Annotated in this window: 16 protein-coding genes and 1 tRNA gene; 7 read left to right on the forward strand and 10 right to left on the reverse strand. The window is 67.7% G+C overall.

Annotation, left to right across the window (positions count from 1 at the left end):
• Positions 1 to 287 precede the first annotated feature (287 nt).
• The gene (locus tag HF999_RS15690; RefSeq protein ID WP_168546801.1) at positions 288 to 1,703 is read left to right on the forward strand and encodes a dihydrolipoyl dehydrogenase family protein; all 1,416 of its coding nucleotides are present in this window, start codon (positions 288 to 290) and stop codon (positions 1,701 to 1,703) included.
• A gap of 189 nt (positions 1,704 to 1,892) precedes the next feature.
• Positions 1,893 to 2,861: a class 1b ribonucleoside-diphosphate reductase subunit beta gene (gene nrdF / locus HF999_RS15695; protein ID WP_168546802.1), complete on the forward strand. Its 969-nt coding sequence runs from the start codon at positions 1,893 to 1,895 to the stop codon at positions 2,859 to 2,861.
• Positions 2,862 to 2,938: 77 nt separating this feature from the next.
• On the opposite strand, the gene HF999_RS15700 is transcribed toward nrdF, so the two are convergent.
• From HF999_RS15700 to HF999_RS15715, 4 genes are all read right to left on the reverse strand, one after another.
• Positions 2,939 to 3,406: a hypothetical protein gene (locus HF999_RS15700; RefSeq protein WP_168546803.1), complete on the reverse strand. Its 468-nt coding sequence runs from the start codon at positions 3,404 to 3,406 to the stop codon at positions 2,939 to 2,941.
• Between the two features lie 147 nt (positions 3,407 to 3,553).
• Positions 3,554 to 3,630, reverse strand: a tRNA-Val gene (locus HF999_RS15705).
• Entirely contained in the window at positions 3,621 to 4,133 is a 513-nt protein-coding gene (locus HF999_RS15710; RefSeq protein WP_168546804.1) for a peroxiredoxin, read from the reverse strand. Before HF999_RS15710 ends, HF999_RS15705 begins: the two co-directional genes overlap by 10 nt.
• Positions 4,130 to 4,516 carry a DUF3052 domain-containing protein gene (locus HF999_RS15715; RefSeq protein ID WP_168546857.1) on the reverse strand — a complete coding sequence of 129 codons (387 nt, stop codon included), beginning with the start codon at positions 4,514 to 4,516 and terminating at the stop codon, positions 4,130 to 4,132. The genes HF999_RS15710 and HF999_RS15715 overlap by 4 nt, the downstream gene beginning before the upstream one ends.
• A gap of 280 nt (positions 4,517 to 4,796) precedes the next feature.
• Between HF999_RS15715 and aceE the strand changes: the two genes are divergently transcribed.
• From aceE to acpM, 4 genes are all read left to right on the forward strand, one after another.
• Positions 4,797 to 7,607 carry a pyruvate dehydrogenase (acetyl-transferring), homodimeric type gene (gene aceE, locus HF999_RS15720; protein ID WP_168546805.1) on the forward strand — a complete coding sequence of 937 codons (2,811 nt, stop codon included), beginning with the start codon at positions 4,797 to 4,799 and terminating at the stop codon, positions 7,605 to 7,607.
• A gap of 6 nt (positions 7,608 to 7,613) precedes the next feature.
• Positions 7,614 to 8,903, forward strand: coding sequence for a PucR family transcriptional regulator (locus HF999_RS15725; protein WP_168546806.1), 1,290 nt, complete (start codon positions 7,614 to 7,616; stop codon positions 8,901 to 8,903).
• A gap of 137 nt (positions 8,904 to 9,040) precedes the next feature.
• Positions 9,041 to 9,943 (forward strand): ACP S-malonyltransferase, encoded by a 903-nt coding sequence (locus HF999_RS15730; RefSeq protein WP_168546807.1) that lies wholly within the window; start codon positions 9,041 to 9,043, stop codon positions 9,941 to 9,943.
• A gap of 114 nt (positions 9,944 to 10,057) precedes the next feature.
• On the forward strand, positions 10,058 to 10,363 hold the full coding sequence (acpM, locus tag HF999_RS15735) for a meromycolate extension acyl carrier protein AcpM (protein ID WP_068530048.1): 306 nt from the start codon (positions 10,058 to 10,060) through the stop codon (positions 10,361 to 10,363).
• Positions 10,364 to 10,683: 320 nt separating this feature from the next.
• Here acpM and HF999_RS15740 read toward each other — a convergent pair whose 3' ends face one another.
• Both HF999_RS15740 and HF999_RS15745 read right to left on the reverse strand, forming a co-directional pair.
• Positions 10,684 to 11,199, reverse strand: a complete 516-nt coding sequence (locus tag HF999_RS15740; protein WP_168546808.1) for a DUF3145 domain-containing protein — start codon at positions 11,197 to 11,199, stop codon at positions 10,684 to 10,686.
• A 137-nt stretch (positions 11,200 to 11,336) separates the two neighbouring features.
• A complete protein-coding gene (locus HF999_RS15745) occupies positions 11,337 to 12,158 on the reverse strand; it encodes a serine hydrolase domain-containing protein (RefSeq protein WP_168546809.1) in 822 nt (273 codons plus the stop codon).
• Between the two features lie 207 nt (positions 12,159 to 12,365).
• On the opposite strand from HF999_RS15745, the gene HF999_RS15750 reads away from it, so the two are divergent.
• On the forward strand, positions 12,366 to 14,420 hold the full coding sequence (locus HF999_RS15750) for an antitoxin (RefSeq protein ID WP_168546810.1): 2,055 nt from the start codon (positions 12,366 to 12,368) through the stop codon (positions 14,418 to 14,420).
• A gap of 64 nt (positions 14,421 to 14,484) precedes the next feature.
• Here the strand turns inward: HF999_RS15750 and HF999_RS15755 are convergent, their stop codons facing one another.
• The 4 genes from HF999_RS15755 to HF999_RS15770 all read right to left on the reverse strand — a co-directional run bounded on the left by HF999_RS15755 (position 14,485) and on the right by HF999_RS15770 (position 18,004).
• A complete protein-coding gene (locus HF999_RS15755; RefSeq protein WP_168546811.1) occupies positions 14,485 to 15,030 on the reverse strand; it encodes a pyridoxamine 5'-phosphate oxidase family protein in 546 nt (181 codons plus the stop codon).
• A gap of 246 nt (positions 15,031 to 15,276) precedes the next feature.
• Positions 15,277 to 16,338 carry a hypothetical protein gene (locus HF999_RS15760; RefSeq protein WP_168546812.1) on the reverse strand — a complete coding sequence of 354 codons (1,062 nt, stop codon included), beginning with the start codon at positions 16,336 to 16,338 and terminating at the stop codon, positions 15,277 to 15,279.
• The gene (locus tag HF999_RS15765) at positions 16,338 to 16,751 is read right to left on the reverse strand and encodes a hypothetical protein (protein ID WP_168546813.1); all 414 of its coding nucleotides are present in this window, start codon (positions 16,749 to 16,751) and stop codon (positions 16,338 to 16,340) included. Before HF999_RS15765 ends, HF999_RS15760 begins: the two co-directional genes overlap by 1 nt.
• A 557-nt stretch (positions 16,752 to 17,308) precedes the next feature.
• A complete protein-coding gene (locus HF999_RS15770) occupies positions 17,309 to 18,004 on the reverse strand; it encodes an antirestriction protein ArdA (protein WP_312854162.1) in 696 nt (231 codons plus the stop codon).
• Positions 18,005 to 18,084 lie beyond the last annotated feature (80 nt).

Genomic DNA, 18,084 nt, shown 5'->3' on the forward strand with positions numbered 1-18,084 from the left:
CCGGGTCCACGACTCCAGTACCTCCCGGTCGCCGTCGCGCAGCGTCAACGCCGGAGCAGGATGATTCGCCATACCCCGATTCTCGCAGGCGTCGAACCGTTCAATGATTAACGACACGCGCCACTAGTTCAGCCGTGGGATCGGAGGGAGCACCGACATCGTTGAAACGTTCACGGGTCTCACCTCCTCAGGGCCTGTCACGGTCCGGCCCAGCGTAGCCAGTGGTCGCACGCCGCCGCATCTTCTTTTTCCGGCGCCCGCACTACGGTGGTCCGAGGAGGTGCGCGATGGACGAGACGACCTATGACGTGATCGTGATCGGAGGCGGGCCGGTCGGCGAGAACGTGGCCGACCGCGCCGTCCGGGGCGGGCTCACCGCCGCCCTGATCGAGAGCGACCTGTACGGCGGCGAGTGCTCCTACTGGGCCTGCATGCCGTCGAAGGCGCTGCTGCGACCGGGCCAGGCCCTGCGCGAGGCGCAACACGTGCGCGGCGCCCTCGCCGGCCCCGCCGCGCTGGATCCGTCCGAGGTCTTCGCGCGGCGCGACGCCGTGGCCCACGACTGGGACGACACCGGCCAGGCCCGCTGGGCGCCTGCGTCCGGGATCGTCACCGTCCGCGGGCACGGCCGGCTCGCGGGGCCGCGCCGGGTCACCGTCGCCGGGCCCGACGGTGCCGAGACCACCCTGACCGCGCGACACGCCGTCGTCGTCGCGACCGGGACGGACGCGTCCGTGCCCGACATCGAGGGCCTGCGCGCGGCGCGGCCGTGGACCAGCCGCGAGGCCACCAGCGCGAGGTCGGCGCCCGGGCGGCTCGCGGTGATCGGCGGCGGCGTGGTCGCGACCGAGATGGCCACGGCGTACGCCTCGCTCGGTTCGGCGGTGACCCTCATCGCGCGCAGTGGCGTGCTGACGAACCTCGAGCCCTTCGCGGGCGAGGCCGTCGCGGACGGTCTGCGCGCGTTGGGCGTCGAGATCGTGACCGGCGAGTCGCCGACGCGGGTCACGCGCACGGACGGCGAGGTCACCATCGAGACCTCCGGCGGGCGGACCGTCGTGGCCGACGAGGTGCTGGCGGCCACCGGGAGGTCGCCGCGCACCGTCGACCTGGGATTGGAGACGGTCGAGCTGGAGCCCGGGACGTGGCTGGCCGTGGACGACACGATGCTGGTCGAGGGCTTCGACTGGCTGTACGCGGCCGGCGACGTGAATCATCGTGCGCTGCTGACGCATCAGGGCAAGTACCAGGCGCGGGCCGCGGGTGACGTGATCGTGGCGCGGGCGAAGGGCGAGCCCGTCGACGACGGGGCGTGGGGCGCGCACGTCGCGACGGCCGACCACACCGCGGTGCCGCAGGTGATCTTCACCGACCCGGAGGTCGCGGCGATCGGCGTGACCGAGGCGCAGGCGCGCGCGGCCGGCACGGACATCGCGGTGGTCGACTACGACCTGGGCTGGGTGGCGGGCGCGAGCCTGTACGCGGACGACTACGCCGGGCGGGCGAAGATGGTCGTCGACGAGAGCCGGGGCGTGGTGATCGGCGTGACGCTCGTGGGCCCCGCGGTGGCCGAGCTCCTGCACGCGGCCACGACCGCCGTGGTGGGCGAGGTCCCGATCGCGCGGCTGTGGCACGCGGTGCCGGCCTACCCCACGATCAGCGAGGTGTGGCTGCGGCTGCTGGAGGCCTATCGGGACCGATGACGCCGTGGTCGAGCGCGTCGATCACGCATCGACGTCGCTGGGGTGCCGCGTCTCGTTGAGATTACGGGTGCTAATACTTTTATTTTCGGTTCGCCTAACTTAGGATATTGACGTTCGGAAGTCCACTGCGAACGGAGCCCCTGATGACCCAACCGTCGGCAACCGCCAGCGACGACGTCGGGACGGCCCGTGGCTGAGCCGAATACGTCCGCCCCGGTCGAGGCGATCAACTGGAACGACGTCCCCGACCAGCGGGACCTCGACGTCTGGAACAGGCTGACCGCCAACTTCTGGCTGCCGGAGAAGGTCCCCCTGTCCAACGACCTCCCCAGTTGGAGCCTGTTGTCGCAGCAGCAGCAACAACTGACCGTGCGGGTGTTCACCGGACTGACCCTGCTCGACACCATGCAGGGCACCGTCGGCTGCATCGAGATGCTCGCCGACTCGGCGACTCCGCACGAGGAGGCCGTGTACACGAACATGGCCTTCATGGAGTCGGTGCACGCGAAGAGCTACAGCTCGATCTTCTCCACCCTGTGCAGTACGCAGGAGATCAACGACGCCTTCGCCTGGTCTCGCAGCAACGAGTTCCTCCAGAAGAAGGCGCGGATCATTCGCGACTACTACCGCGGCGAGGATCCGCTGAAGAAGATCAGCTCGGTGATGCTCGAATCGTTCATGTTCTACAGCGGCTTCTACCTACCCCTGCACTGGGCGTCACGATCGATCCTGACCAACACGGCCGACATCATCCGACTCATCATCCGGGACGAGGCCGTCCACGGCTACTACATCGGCTACAAGTTCCAGCGCGGCATCCAGAACAGCGGCGCATCACGCCGGGCCGAGTTGCGCGAGTTCGCCCACTCCATGCTCGGCGAACTCTACGAGAACGAGGTCGGCTACGCGCACTACCTGTACGACCCTCTCGACATGACCGATCCGGTCCTGCCGTTCATGCGCTTCAACGGCAACAAGGCACTGGCGAACCTCGGGTTCGACCCGCTCTTCCCGCGCGACGAATGCGAGGTCCCCGCGCACATCATGGCCGCGCTCGACCCCGGAGCGGCCGAGAACCACGACTTCTTCTCCGGCTCGGGCAGCTCGTACGTCGTCGGATCCCAAGAGCCCACGGCCGACGAGGACTGGGACTTCTGACCACGACCGATCCACCGGGACCCGCTGCACCGAAGGTGCTCTGAGCCACCACGGTGCAGCGGTCCCTGCTCAGAGGTTCACGGCAGCGCCGCATCCCGGAAACTGTTGCCCCACGCGCCGGACGCACCGTAGGTGGCGGTGGTGAAGTGCCGCTGATGCGCCGCGCCGACCGGAGAATGCAGGGTGATCCCCACGGGCTTGCTGACCGTCGTGCCGCGCGCGCAGTTGGGGCGGCAGGTGTTCTCGCGCAAGGTTCCGTAACCAACGGCTTCCTGCGCGTCCCACTCGTGCCATCGGATCCCGTCGAGCCTCAGATTGGCGTCACCGCAGGTCAATACGATGGTGGTGGGCCTGATGGTCGGTTTGCCCGCGCAGTCGCGCACGGATGGCAAAGGCGCCGCCGGGGTGGCCGATGCCGACGCCGGCAACAGGGGCAACGATGCTGCGGCGGCCGTGAGAGTCGCCGCCGTGGCGATAGCGGTGCGGAAGGTCATCATGTGGTCTTTCCGGTTGGGGTGATCGGACGTGACGGCAGCCGAGTCCACGCCCTCGACTCATTTGTGCCGTCAACTAAATCTTTCCCCTGTGCACCGCCGTGAGGCACCGGCACATGTCCCGGGACTGCGTCCCGATCGATGAGGACGTTCGTCCCGACCGCGCCTCATGTGTGACACATGTCGCGACTCATCACATGGTGCGCGCGGAGGGACTCGAACCCCCGACAGCCGGTGTGTAAGACCGGAACTCTAACCAACTGAGCTACACGCGCTTGCCGGATGAGGCTAGCGCAGCGAGGGCGTGTTCCCAAAGCGACTGATCGCGCGGGACGCCGGGCTCGTTCATCTCGGAGAAGCGGATCACGCCGTCGCGGTCGATGACGAAGGTGCCGCGATTCGGGTAGCCGTTGCGCTCGTTGAGCACGCCGTACTCCCGCGACACCGCGCCGTGCGGCCAGAAGTCGGAGACGATCGGGAACAGGTAGCCCTGCGAGCCCGACCAGACCTTGTGCGTCGGCGGCGGGCCGACGGAGACGGCGATGACGGCGGCATCGTCGTTCTCGAAGGACGGGAGCGAATCCCGGATGCCCCCGAGCTCGCTCTCGCAGGTGCCCGTGAACGCGAGCGGGAAGAACACCAGCAGCACGTTCTTGCGCCCACGGTAAGACGCCAGCGAGACGGGCTGATTGTTCTGATCGCGCAGCGTGAAGTCGGGCGCGACCGCTCCGACCTGCAGGGGTGCGGACGGCGCACCGTCGGGGCAGGGCGTGGTCACCGCTTGGCCACGCGGCCCGACTTCGGCTGCACCAGGCGCGAGCCGATCCACGACCCGAGGTTGGTCGACGAGGTCTGGGTGAGGCCGGCGGTGGGCGCCGCCTCCGCGATCTCGCTCGGCTGCACGTGGCCGGGCCGGCCCGTCTTGGGGCTGAGCACCCACACGTAGCCGTCGTCCGACAGCGGAGTGATGACGTCCATGAGCGTGTCGACCAGGTCGCCGTCGTCGTCGCGCCACCAGAGGATCACGACGTCGACGACCTCGTCGACGTCCTCGTCGAGCATCTCCGCGCCGGTGAGCTCCTCGATGGCGAGGCGCAGGTCGTCGTCGGTGTCCTCATCCCAACCGATCTCCTGCACGATGTTTCCGGGCTGCAGGCCCATCTTCTGGGCGAATGACCCATTCGTGGACACCGGTGGGAGCCTCCTCGCGTTCGCACGGACGGCCCGACGCCGCCCGTTCATCTGTGTTTCGTGTCAACTTACGGCACGCGCGCCTACACGCAAGCGGGGTACGCCGAACTCGCGCCTGCGGACCTGGCGTATTCCACTACGCGGAATGCGACTGTCGAGTAGCTTTCGAATGCGGCAGGATGGGATCTGCGACACACCGCACACCCCCGGCATCATCCAGTACCGCCTTCGCGACCCGTGAGGAGCACTTGTGACCGACTCGACCGCCACCACCCCGGCAACCACATCCGGAGGGGACCCCGCACCGTCGAACGACAACCGCCCGGACCGCGTCCGCGTGATCCGCGAGGGCGTGGCCTCCTACCTGCCGGACATCGACCCGGAAGAGACGGGCGAGTGGATCGAGTCCTTCGACGACCTGATCGCGACGCACGGCCCGGCCCGCGCCCGGTACCTGATGCTGCGACTGCTGGAGCGCGCGAGCGAGCAGCGGGTCTCCATCCCCTCGCTCACCTCCACCGACTACGTCAACACCATCCCCACCGAGCTCGAGCCCTGGTTCCCGGGCGATGAGGAGATCGAGCGCCGCTACCGCGCCTACATCCGCTGGAACGCGGCGATCATGGTGCACCGCGCGCAGCGCCCCGGCGTCGGCGTCGGCGGCCACATCTCCACGTACGCGGGCGCGGCGTCGCTGTACGAGGTGGGCTTCAACCACTTCTTCCGCGGTAAGGAGCACCCCGGCGGAGGCGACCAGGTCTTCATCCAGGGCCACGCCTCCCCCGGCATCTACGCGCGCGCCTTCCTCGAGGGCCGCATCCCCGCGGAGCGCCTGGACGGCTTCCGCCAGGAGAAGTCGCACGAGGACAAGGGCAAGGGCCTCCCGTCGTACCCCCACCCCCGGCTGCTGTCGAACTTCTGGGAGTTCCCGACGGTGTCGATGGGCCTGGGCCCGATGAACGCCATCCAGCAGGCGCGGTTCAACCACTACCTGCACGACCGCGGCATCAAGGACACCTCCGACCAGCACGTGTGGGCGTTCCTCGGCGACGGCGAGATGGACGAGCCCGAATCGCGCGGCCAGATCCAGATCGCGGCGACCGAGGGCCTGGACAACCTGACCTTCGTGGTCAACTGCAACCTGCAGCGGCTCGACGGCCCCGTGCGCGGCAACGGCAAGATCATCCAGGAGCTGGAGTCCTTCTTCCGCGGCGCCGGCTGGAACGTGATCAAGGTGATCTGGGGCCGCGAGTGGGACGAGCTGCTGCACAAGGACCGCGACGGTGCCCTCGTCAACATCATGAACAACACGCCCGACGGCGACTACCAGACCTTCAAGGCGAACGACGGCGCGTTCGTCCGTGAGCACTTCTTCGGCCGCGACCCGCGGACCAAGGAGCTGGTCCAGGACATGACCGACGAGCAGATCTGGGGCCTGCGCCGCGGCGGCCACGACTACCGCAAGTTGTACGCGGCCTACAAGTCGGCGATGGAGCACAAGGGCCAGCCGACGGTGATCCTGGCGCACACCGTCAAGGGCTTCGGCCTGGGCCACAACTTCGAGGGCCGCAACGCCACGCACCAGATGAAGAAGCTCACCCTCGACGATCTCAAGGGCTTCCGCGATCACCTGCGGATCCCGATCACCGACGAGGAGCTGGAGAAGGACCCGTACCTCCCGCCGTACTACACCCCGGGACCGGAGTCGAAGGAGATCCAGTACATGCTGGATCGCCGCAAGCAGCTCGGCGGCTTCGTCCCGACCCGCCGCACGCAGGCCCAGGTGCTCAACACGCCCGGCATCGACGCGGTGAAGGTGATGCTCAAGGGTTCGGGCAAGCAGGAGGTCGCGACCACGCAGGCCGTGGTGCGCATCTTCAAGGAGCTGCTGCGCGACCCCGAGGTGGGGCCCCGCATCGTGCCGATCATCCCCGACGAGGCGCGCACCTTCGGCATGGACAGCTGGTTCCCCACGCTGAAGATCTACAACCGCCTCGGCCAGACCTACACCGCGGTCGATGCGCAGCTGATGCTCGCGTACAAGGAGAACCCGCAGGGCGTGATCCTGCACGAGGGCATCAACGAGGCCGGCTCGACCGCCTCGTTCACCGCGGTGGGCACGTCGTACGCCACGCACGACGTCCCGATGATCCCGCTGTACATCTTCTACTCGATGTTCGGTTTCCAGCGCACGGGCGACGGCCTGTGGGCCGCCGCCGACCAGATGGCCCGCGGCTTCGTGCTCGGCGCCACCGCCGGCCGCACCACGCTCACCGGTGAGGGCCTGCAGCACGCGGACGGCCACAGCCACGTGCTCGCGTCGACCAACCCGGCGGTCGTGGCCTACGACCCCGCGTTCGCCTACGAGCTCGCGCACATCGTGATCGACGGCCTGCGGCGGATGTACGGGGAGAACCCGGAGAACATCTACTACTACATCACCGTCTACAACGAGCCGATCCACCAGCCGGCGGAGCCGGAGAACCTGGACGTCGAGGGTCTGCTCAAGGGCCTGTACCTGTTCAAGCCGGCCGACACCGCCCACGCGCTGAAGGCGAACATCCTCGCCTCCGGCGTGACGATGCCCGACGCTCTGAAGGCCCAGCAGATGCTGGCCGAGGAGTGGGGTGTCTCCGCGTCGGTGTTCTCGGTGACCAGCTGGGTCGAGCTCTCGCGTGACGGCATCGAGTCGGAGAAGGCGGCGCTGCGCGATCCGAGCGCCGAGTTCCGCACCCCGCACGTCACCAAGATCCTCGGCGGCACCGAGGGCCCGACGATCGCGGCGTCCGACTTCATGCGCGGTACGCAGGACCTCATCCGGCAGTGGGTGCCGGGCACCTATGTCACGCTCGGCACCGACGGCTTCGGGTTCTCGGACACGCGTCCGGCGGCCCGGCGCTACTTCAACGTCGACGCCGAGTCGATCGTCGTGGGCGTTCTGCTGGGGCTCGCGCGCGACGGTGCGCTCGATTTCTCGGTCGCCGCGGAGGCCGCGAAGCGGTACCGGATCGACGACGTGCTCGCCGCCCCGAAGCAGGTTTCGGACCCCGGCGTAGCCTAGGACTTCATGACCGCTGATACGGGCTCGTTCCCCCTCCCCGGGAGGCCGGGGAAGGGGGGCTTCACCAGGAAGCGGCCCGAGCCCCGTGAAGTGCTGCCCGAGGCGGTCCTCGCCAGGATCCGCCAGTACTCGGGCCGCGTCGCGACGGAGGCGGTGCGCTCCATGGAGGAGCAGCTGCCGTACTTCGCGGATCTCGAGGCCAGCCAGCGGGCGTCGATCCAGCTGGTCGTCCAGACCGCGGTGGTCAACTTCGCGGAGTGGATCGACCACGGCGGCGACGTGGCGTACACCGTGGCGGCGTTCCAATCGGTGCCGCAGGACCTGGCCCGGCGTGTCACGCTCCTGCAGACCGTCGAGATGGTCCGCGTGGCCATGGAGTTCTTCGAGCGCTGGCTGCCGCTGCTGGCCCGCAACGAGGAGCAGCTGATCGCGCTCACCGAGGCGGTGCTGCGGTACGGCCGGGAGATCGGGTTCGGCGCCGCGGCGATCTACGCCTCGGCCGCCGAGGCCCGGGGCGCGTGGGACTCCCGGATGGAGGCGCTGGTCGTCGACGCGGTGGTCCGCGGCGACACCGGCGCGAACCTCCTCTCCCGCGCCGCGGCCCTGAACTGGGACCCGGTCGCGTCGGCCACCGTCATCGTCGGCAATCCCCCGCCCGACCAGAACGTCTCGGTGGCCGGATCGGTCCACGACACGGCCCGGTCGCACGGACGCTCGGCCCTCGCCGTTGTGCAGGGCACCAAACTGGTCGTCATCGTCAGCGGGGCGGTCACCACCGGGGACCCGTTCGGGGAGGCGCTCATGCGTCACTTCGCCGACGGTCCCGTGGTGATCGGGCACACCGTGCCCACCCTCGAGGACGCCCACGCGTCGGCCCTGGAGGCCATCGCCGGCGTCAACGCGGTGGCGGGCTGGCCCGGGGCGCCGCGCCCGGTGCACAGCTGGGAGCTGCTGCCCGAGCGGGCCCTGATCGGCGACACGCATGCGGGCCGCACGCTCTACGAGTTGCTCGTCAAGCCGCTCGAGGAGGCCGGTTCGGCGCTGTCGGACACGCTGGACGCCTACCTCGACTCGGGGGGTGCGGTGGAGTCCTGCGCCCGCGAGCTGTTCGTGCACCCCAACACCGTGCGGTACCGCCTGAAGAAGATCGCGGAGATCACCGGGCGGGATCCGCAGGACCCGCGCGACGCCTTCGTACTGCGTGTGGCAGCGACGATCGGGCGTCTCGCGGCGGCCAATCCGGACCGTTTCACCCCCGCCGCTATGACGCGGATCACAGATCTCTCACTGAGCTAGCCGAGTCACAAATAACACTCTGGTAACAGCCAGGACTCGCTGAGCAGCACTTTTGTGGAAACCCCACAAATTCCCTGGGGCAGGTTCTCAGGCTCCAACACCTTCCTTTCAGGTTCCCGGGGTGTTTCCTGGTAAGCGTGATTGCACTGCTCGCACCCGGACAGGGTTCCCAGAAGCCCGGCATGCTGACGGCATGGCTCGACCAGCCTTCCGCCGTGGAGCGCCTCCGCGCGTGGTCCGAGATCGCCGATCTCGACCTGGTCCGCCTCGGCACGATCGCCGAGGCCGACGAGATCACGGACACCGCCGTGACTCAGCCGCTCGTCGTCGCCGCCGCGCTGCTCGCGTTCGAGCAGATGGGCGACCAGCCGTCGGACACCCTCGTCGCCGGCCACTCCGTCGGTGAGCTCGCCGCCGCCGCCGTAGCCGGCGTGATCACGGCCGACGAGGCCGTGCGCCTGGCCGCGATCCGCGGTCGCGCCATGGCCGCGGCCTGCGCGCTCGTCCCCACGTCGATGACCGCCGTCCTCGGCGGCGTCGAGGAGGACGTGCTCGCCACCCTCGAGTCCTTCGACCTGGTCCCGGCCAACATGAACGCCTCCGGGCAGATCGTGGCCGCCGGCACCGTCGAGAACCTCGCGAAGCTGGCCGACAACGCCCCCGAGAAGGCGCGCCTGCGCCCGCTCGCCGTGGCCGGCGCCTTCCACACGGAGTTCATGGCACCCGCGCAGGAGGCCGTCGCGGCCGCCGCGCAGTCGATCACCCCGAGTGACCCGCAGCTGACCCTGCTGTCGAACCGTGACGGCAAGGCCGTGACCTCCGGCGCCGAGGCCCTCGCGGCCATCGTCGCGCAGGTCACCCGCCCGGTCCGCTGGGACCTGTGCACCGCCACCATGCGCGAGGCCGAGGTCTCGATGGTCGTGGAGCTGCCGCCGGCCGGCGCCCTCGTGGGCATCGCCAAGCGCGAGCTCAAGGGCGTGCCGCAGGTCGCCGTCAAGACCCCGGCCGACCTGGCCGAGCTGCTCGCCCCCGCGCAGTAGCGCGTCGATCACCGACGGGCCGCCCCGGCACCGTCGAACCCGCGACGTACGTCGCACAGATTCTCCCGTCTCCGTGAAATCGCGGGTCGGGTCACACAAGGAAAGGGACCCACTGTGGCCACCAGCCAGGACGAAATCGTCGCCGCCATCGCCGAGATCATCGAAGAGGTCACCGGCATCGAGCCCTCCGAGGTCACCCTGGACAAGGCGTTCATCGACGACCTGGACATCGACTCGCTCTCGATGGTCGAGATCGCCGTGCAGCTCGAGGACAAGTACGGCGTCAAGGTGCCGGACGAGGACCTCGCGGGCCTGAAGACCGTCGGCGACGCCGTCGCGTACATCCAGAAGCTCGAGGCCGAGAACGCTGATCTCGCCGCTGAGCTCAAGGGCAAGTACGAGGCCGAGAAGGGCAAGTAAGCCCTGCACCTCCCGATTCGTCGGGGGTCGATTGCGGGCGCTCACTCCGGTGAGCACTGAGCATTTCTCCAGAGACCGGCCGTCGGGGCATCCCGGCGGCCGGTTTCGTATGTCCGACGGTGCCCGGGTCGCCCGGGTGGGCGCCGGCGATCCGTGCGTGTGTCTCGGACGAGGTGCGTGCCGTGTCCCGATGGTGACGGATCGGGCCGACAGGTCCTCGTCGATAGGAGAAGGGGTTCCCGGTCCCGGCGGGGCGCCATCGCCGATCGCGCCGCGCTCGCCCGCCCGGGCCGGGTTTCAGGCAGGTATGAGAGGGACCGTCAGCTGACGGCCTGCGAGAGCCAGGTGACCTCGGCGCCCTGGCCGCCCATGCGGAAGGGCTCGAGCGCGTCGTCCCAGGCGGTGCCGAGGAGCGAGTCGAGGGCGGTCTGCATGCCCTCGGGGCCCTGCTCGAGCATCATCGAGCGCAGCTGCGCCTCGCCCAGCAGGGTGTCGCCGGACGCGCTCATGGTGCCGCGCCACAGCCCCAGCCCCGGGGCGTAGCAGAACCGCTCACCGTCGACCCCCTCGGAGGGATCCTCGGTGACCTCGAACCTGATGGAGTTCCACTCCCTCAGGGTGTTCGCCATCCGCGCGCCACTGCCGACCGGGCCAACCCAGTCGACGACGGCGCGCTGCGTGCCGGGGACGGCCTCCTGCGCGGACCACTTGAGGGTGGCCCGGGCGTCGAGGGTCCTCGACAGTGCCCACTCCACGTGCGGGCACAGTGCAGCAGGTGCGGCGTGAATCCAGACGACTCCCGTCGTCACCTCTGCAAACTGACTCAGCTGCTGCATGGTTGCCACCTTCTTCGTTTCGACGAGGACGTCTTCCCCAAGCCACCTGTCGAGAACGAGCGGAGCTACCAGCTGCGCTTTATCACATCGATGTAGTTATGAAGCCATTGTGCACCATGATGCGCGTGTTGCGCCAGTTACACGCCTTGAAGTTCCTGAGAAATCAGCCGGTCGTTGAACTCGGACCACAGCGGCTTCGCCCACGCCCCGAACGGCCGGTCCGTCAGGATCACCGCTGCCAGCTGCAGGTCCGGGTCGAACCACAGGTACGTCCCCGCCTGCCCGAAGTGCCCGACGGTGCGCGGCGAGTTCCGCGATCCCGTCCAGTGCGCGCGCTTGTCGCCCTTGACCTCGAAGCCGAGGCCCCAGGTGTTGTTCGCGAACTTGCCGTAGCCGGGCACGAAGCCGGGCAGGCCCGGGAAGTGGACCGACAGCGCACCACCGACGGTGCCGGGGTCGAGCAGGGTGGGCGCGGCGACCTCGGCGGCGAAGCGGGCCAGATCGGCCACCGTGGACCGCGCGCCGTGCCCGGCCGGCCCCGCGAGCTCCGTGTTCCGCATCCCGAGTGGCGCGAACACCGCCTCGCGGAGATACTCCGGAAAGGGGATTCCGGTCTCGCGCTCGACCAGTTGCGCCAACAATTCGTAGCCGTAAGAGCTGTATATACGTTGGTTGGCCGGCGGCGCCTGCACGGCGGGAGAATCGAAGGCGATGCCGGATGCATGCGCCAGGAGATGTTCGACGGTGCTCCCCTCCGGCCCGGCGGGCTGCCGCAGCGCGATCGCCTCCTCCTCGATCGCGACGAGGACCCCGTATGCGACGAGAAGCTTGGTGACAGAAGCCAGTTCGTACTGTCGGTCGACATCTCCGTAGGTGTCGACGGTACGCCCGAGGTCGGTGCGCAGCAGCGCCCCCGCCGCGTTCTCGACGGGCCATTCGGACAACTCCGCGAGGCTCATTCGCTTCCTTCCACTCGTTGCCCCCCACCCTATCGCGAATCTTTCAGGAACTTAGGTTTGGTCAATAGCAGAGCAAGAAACACTTGACATCCAACTCCCTAAATTTGCTTCTGCACAATCGATGATGTTCAACACTTCAACGGACTTATTCTCAGCGCGGATGCACGATTGCGTCATCTGCATTTCGTCCGAGAGGAACCTCCCACCATGAGTGCGAAGCATCGTAAGGCGTCGAAGCTGGCCGCGAAACGAACCGCCGTCGCAGCGACCGCCGTCGGCGCCACCGCGGCCGTCGGCTTGATGGGCGCGCCGGCCCAGGCTGCGGCACCCAACTACACCCAAGTGATCAGCGACTACTCACATGCGTTGGACAACTTCCTCAACGCCGCGAACAACGCGTCCAACGCCGGGGGGAGCGTATGGAATCCGGTCGCCGGCGGCACCGGGGGCCTCCTTCCGGTCTTCGGGTCCGACTACTCGAAGGTCGACATCACCAAGATCTCGAGTCTTCCTCAGGTCCTGAAGAACGTCGGTGGTCTCACGCTTCCCACTACAATCCCGGGGGTCGTGCCAAACATCTCGGTGCCAGGCAGCGGGCCCATCGCCCTCCCGCTACCAACCACGATTCCCGGTGGCAACGTGCTCACTACTGTGGGAACCAACCTCGGCAACATCCTCTCCAGCGATCTAGTCAAACCGTTCGTTAACGTTCTTGATTCTGCTTCGCTCAGCAGTCTCATCGTCGGCCTTGAGGCCACCCAAACGAAGTACACCAGCGGATACAACTGGGGCTTGCTCGGAGTCAACGGGCAAACCCAATTTCTCAACACTTTCCTCAAGACCCCGAGCGGCATTACCCTGAATCTCGGGAGCATCGTAGGGCTCGACCCCGGCGGGATTGGGGGGATCCTGGGAGGGATCACAGGAGTCGACCTCACGAAGATTCCGCTCCTTCCGAATGGAACGCTTCCGTCCGGAACCATCTGGGTTCCGCAGGGCAACGGCACGTACAACTTCCCCCTGCAGACCAAATTGGGTTGGTGGGGCGCGATGCCGACGGGGGCCGTAACCATCCCCAAGTGGCTCACCGGCACAGATGACATCACGACTGTCATCGCAGTCCCCATCTTCGGCTCAGGTGTGCAGCTACCGATGAAGGTGGCCTCCTTCGGCTCGCTCGGGGGAAATGTCCTGCTTCCGACAGCCAACGGCGTCTACTCGCCGATTGGCGCAACGCTTTCGAACGTGAACACTGCGCTCGGATTCGGACTGACGAACCTGAACGTAACGACAGGCAACTACGTCGGCACAAACGGCATCAACCTCAACAACGGCCAGAACCTGCTCGTAATGCAGAACCCTCTAGGTGTGCCTATTCCGTTGCTCTACGGCCTTGGGGGCTTCAACTTTGGAGTGGAGGGTGCAGGACTCACCTCGCCGTCGCTCTTCGGGATCAAGTTGTTCTCCGACAACCTGCTCCAGGTGGGACAGAAGACCGGGCCGAATACCTCAGCCGGACTGATTCCGTCGACCCTCCTGCCCACTGATCCGCTCGGTCAGATCACGACCGGCGTCTTGGCACCATTCGGCGTTGATTCGCTGACGCACCTACTAGGCATTGACAAAGTCATCACACCCGTAATGACGGCGTTCGGGCCTGTCTACCAGGTGTTCTCCACGATCGCCCTCAAGCCGATCTCGGACCTGGCAACGCAGCAGTACGGCCCGATGGTGAACAACACTGCGTCGAGCATCCTGGATCTCTCACAGCGGGCAGTGGACCAAAGCAAGAACCTGCCCGGGGCGGACAAGCAGCAGCCCGTTCCCGCTGCGCAGCAGGCAAGCGCGCCCGCATCGAGCCCACTTGCGCTCCGGTCGACGCCCACGCCGGCAGCCGCACCCGCCACTCCGGAAGCCACGTCGGACGCTATTCCTACCGTCGGCGAAAACAACGATCCGTCCCCGGCACCGGCTGGTACGAACGCAGGAGCCGCAGACACCAGTGGTGGCAAGCACCGCACGGGCACCCCGGTTAAGGACATCGCCGACAAGATCACCGGCGGTCTCGACAAAGCCGGCGACAAGATCACCGGCGGTCTCGACAAGGCCAGCGACAAGATCACCGGCGGTCTCGACAAGGCCAGCGACAAGATCACCAGCGGGGGCGGCACCGACGTCACAGAGAAGGTGACACCGGAGACCGAAAAGCCGGACACGACACCGTCGGACGACGACAAGCCGACCACCAGCGACGAGAAGTAACCCGCTCCCCCACAACCGAACACGAACGACGGCCCGGCGGCCCACCGCCGGGCCGTCGGCGTGGTTACTGGACCGGGAGCCCCGTCGGGAATCCGTCGATGCTGAGTAGATTGCGCTCCTGCTGGTACCGCTCCAGCCCCTCGTCGCCCTTGTTCTCGGCCCACGAGTCCATGAGCGTGCGCTGGCCGTCGTACTCGTAGAGGGGCACGCCGAAGCCGCAGGAGGTCTGCACCAGGTCCACATCCACGTCGAAGATGTTGCGGGCGCCCCGCATCGGCGGGAAGGAGGCGAGGAGCTCGGGCCAGCCCGGCTCACCGTCGTGCACGGCCCTCGCCGTGCCGTACAGGCGCAGGATGAGGGGCTTGCCCTCGAAGGCGCAGAACATCAGCGTGATCCGCGGACTGCGCAGCAGATGCGCGGCCGTCTCGTTGCCGCTGCCGGTGCCGTTGAGCCACAGCACGCGGTTGGGGCCGATGATCCGCAACGAGTCGAGCCCCTTCGGGGACACGTTGACCCGGCCGTCGGGCGCCGCGGTCGCGACGAAGAACATGTGCTGGTCCTCGATGAACGCCTGCAGGCGCTCGGTGATGTGGTCATACTGGGTCGCCATCGGTCCGCCTCAGCCTCGGAGCGGGACACGGCCGGGCCATGCACCCTCAGTCCCGCCGCGCGGGGAGAGCACGTCGTACAGGGCTCTACTGTCCGTCATGGGTAGAACCTACCGAGATCGCCGTCGCATGCGCATCGAGTTTTTCCACCCGCTCTGAGTCCTCGAACGACTCGACTGAATTGAGCAATCAGGCACATTCTCCTGCTCGGCTACCCGTCGCTCACCATCGACTCAACGCCTGTCACGTCATTTCTCCGTCCAGCACACGTCGCTGGCGCTGGCGGCGTTGAACGTCCCGCCGGCCTTGTACACCGCGAGCTTTCGGTACGCCCGCTTGCCATCACACGTCCCGATCTCAAAGGCAACGAGCTGAACGGGATAGGTCTCGGGCGCTCCGCCCATCACGTCACCCATCGCGTTGTAGGCGGTGCCGCGCCCTTCGGCGCGGTCGCCACCCCAGCTCGACCAGCTGATGCCTGTGACGCGGCCGGTGATCGACGCACCGTTGTCGATCGCGCCCGGACGTACGACGCCGTAACCGCTGCCGTTGCTGGGAAGCGAGCCGAGGACGACCGCTTCGCCCTGCTCCTGCTGGGTCGGCGGGGCTGCGGAGGTCTGCACGGGCGCCTGGACCGCACCACTGGCGCCAGGACCGGTGAACTTCTCCGAGCGCTCATTCGACATGAACACCCCAGAGCCTGTTTTCGTGTTCCAGCAGGTCATGCCGTTGAACGCCGACGCGCATACCCAGTCGTCGAAGTACACGCTCCTGCCGTAAGCGATCACAGGGATCGTGTACCCGGTACTGGGAGTGACGTTCATCCAGCCCGTGGTACCTCGGGTCATCGTGATCGCCTCGACGAGGCCGTTCCTGAACGGGAACAGCCAGTTTGCCTTACATCCCCGACCGCCATCCACCGGCGTGCATCCGTACGGACTGGAAGTCGCGTAGCTCCGCACCCCACACTGGCCCTGGAACCCGTCACTGCTGGCGACCTGGAAGTCGCACTTGATGCCGCCCGAGGGGCTGGATAGATGCGCCGACCGCACGCCACCGACCAGGTACGTCGGCAGGGGCGTGGCATCGGCAGGGCGCGGACCGCCAGCGCCCACATACGCGCCGGGCACCGGCGCGACCGGGGCTGCGGCAGGCGCGGATGCTTGCGCTGTCGACGAACCGGCGGCGCTCGCCGTCGCGGAAGCCGTCGCCGGCGCCTGTGCCCCGCCCTCTGTCGTGTTCGAGCAAGCGGTCAGGGCGAGCGCTGTAACCATGAGTGCGAGCACTGCTGCGCGGACGTTGCCCAGCATCACGAGGCCTTGGAGAGGGCGATGTAGTCGTTCCTCGAGGTCAGGCTGACGCCGTAGATGTAGCCCTGCTCACGCGGGAACGCCAGTCGCCAGACGTTCTGGGTCCCGCACCCGATCCCGGACGTGCGGGTGAAGCCCACCCGCACGGTCTCGGCGTTCCGGTCGACCTCGCGCCACTCGCCGGCGCAGTAGCCCGGAACGTTGATGTGGCCGCGCACCGGGCGGGACGAGGTGATGGTGAGCGTCACCGCGTGCGAGCCCGTAGGCCAGGTGACGTCGCCCTTCCAGTTGCCGACCAGGTTCGCCGGGACCGGCGCCGCGGACGCTGCGGCAGGCAGCGAGGCGGAGACGGCCGCCGCGACGACGGCCGCCGCGAGAGTCGTTCGGGCCGTACGGCCGCGAGACAGAGACATGTGAGCACCCCCAGGGTCATTGGCCTCGACACACGTGGCGATCAACGCCGCGCGCGGCCGAGACCATGCTTGTAACCGACCAACCATGCTGTCGCACTTAGTCGTCAGCACTATTCATCGGCCTACGCGACAGGCCGCAGTCGGCCTGCCCGCGAGCACCGTTGCCGGGTTCGCGGTGGGGCCATCTTCAACCCCCGCGACCAGCACGTTAGGCAGAACAGGTTGGGAATGCAAGGGCTTCGGCGCAACCGATTTGGCAGCGTCTGCTACCCTCCGAATAAGTATGAGATGTCACCCGGAGGGTTATCCCCATCACATATTCCAGCAGGTAGGAACGGGTAGCGGATCAATCCCAATTCGGCAGGTCGTCCCCGCGGTCTCGGTGCTCCCCGCGGTCGTGCTCGACCTCCGCGGCGAGCGCGACCAGCATCTCCTCAACGCTCCCTGCATACGGTGTCGCTCCGTGGGCGCACGCTGGACACCGCGGCGGGTCGGTCGGCGTGTGCCAGCGCCTACCGTGGACGGGGCAGTCGAGCATCGGCATCGCTGCCTCCTCCTCATTGATGGAACACGTACACGCCGCCGGGACATCTGATCACGTCGTAGTTGTGCTCGAGGTCCCGGGCGTAGGCGCGGTGGTCGAAGTAGCGCGAGAGCTCCTCCGGCACACCGTCGAGCAGCCCTGTGCTGGCGATCCACTCGCGCGCGAAGTCCTCGAACGAGTCCCACTCGCCGGCGTACTTCTCGTCGAACTCGGTGACCAACTCCGGGTCCGGGTCGGTGTGCCAGTCCCGATCCAAGATCCACGCATCGAACGCGGGGCGCTGATGCTCGGGCACGCCGTCCAGAACCTCGGCCCACGCAGTCGCGGTGGCCGGGCTCATCTCGTAACGGACCGGGATGCGCTCGCTGTCCATCACCCAGAGTTCTTCGTGCGTCTCCGGGGCGACGGGGCGCCCGTGTAGGGCGTCCGTGGTGACTCCTGCCGCGTCGGCGGCCGGGTACCAGTGACCGACCAGGTCACCCGCGTTGTAGCACTCCAAGCAGCCGATCCAGACCTGCGGCCGGTCGTCGATCCGACGGTCCACGACCACGATCGGCGGCACGAGGTAGGCCGGGTCGGTGCTGGACAGGGCGTTGGCCTCGTTGTGCTGTCGTGCAGCCTCGGCGGCCGACATGCCCCGAGCCCCGGGCGCGAGGACGCGGCGGGCGATCTGCTGCTCGATCCAGAGCTGATCGTTGGTGAAATTCACGTTGAAACTCCCCTGCGTCGGGTGGATGTGTGTCGATCCATCCGCCCGGCCCGGCGCTGCGGGGTGCCCGTGACCGAGCC

The sequence above is a fragment of the Tsukamurella spumae genome, from assembly GCF_012396015.1.
GTDB classification, from domain to species: Bacteria; Actinomycetota; Actinomycetes; order Mycobacteriales; family Mycobacteriaceae; genus Tsukamurella; species Tsukamurella spumae.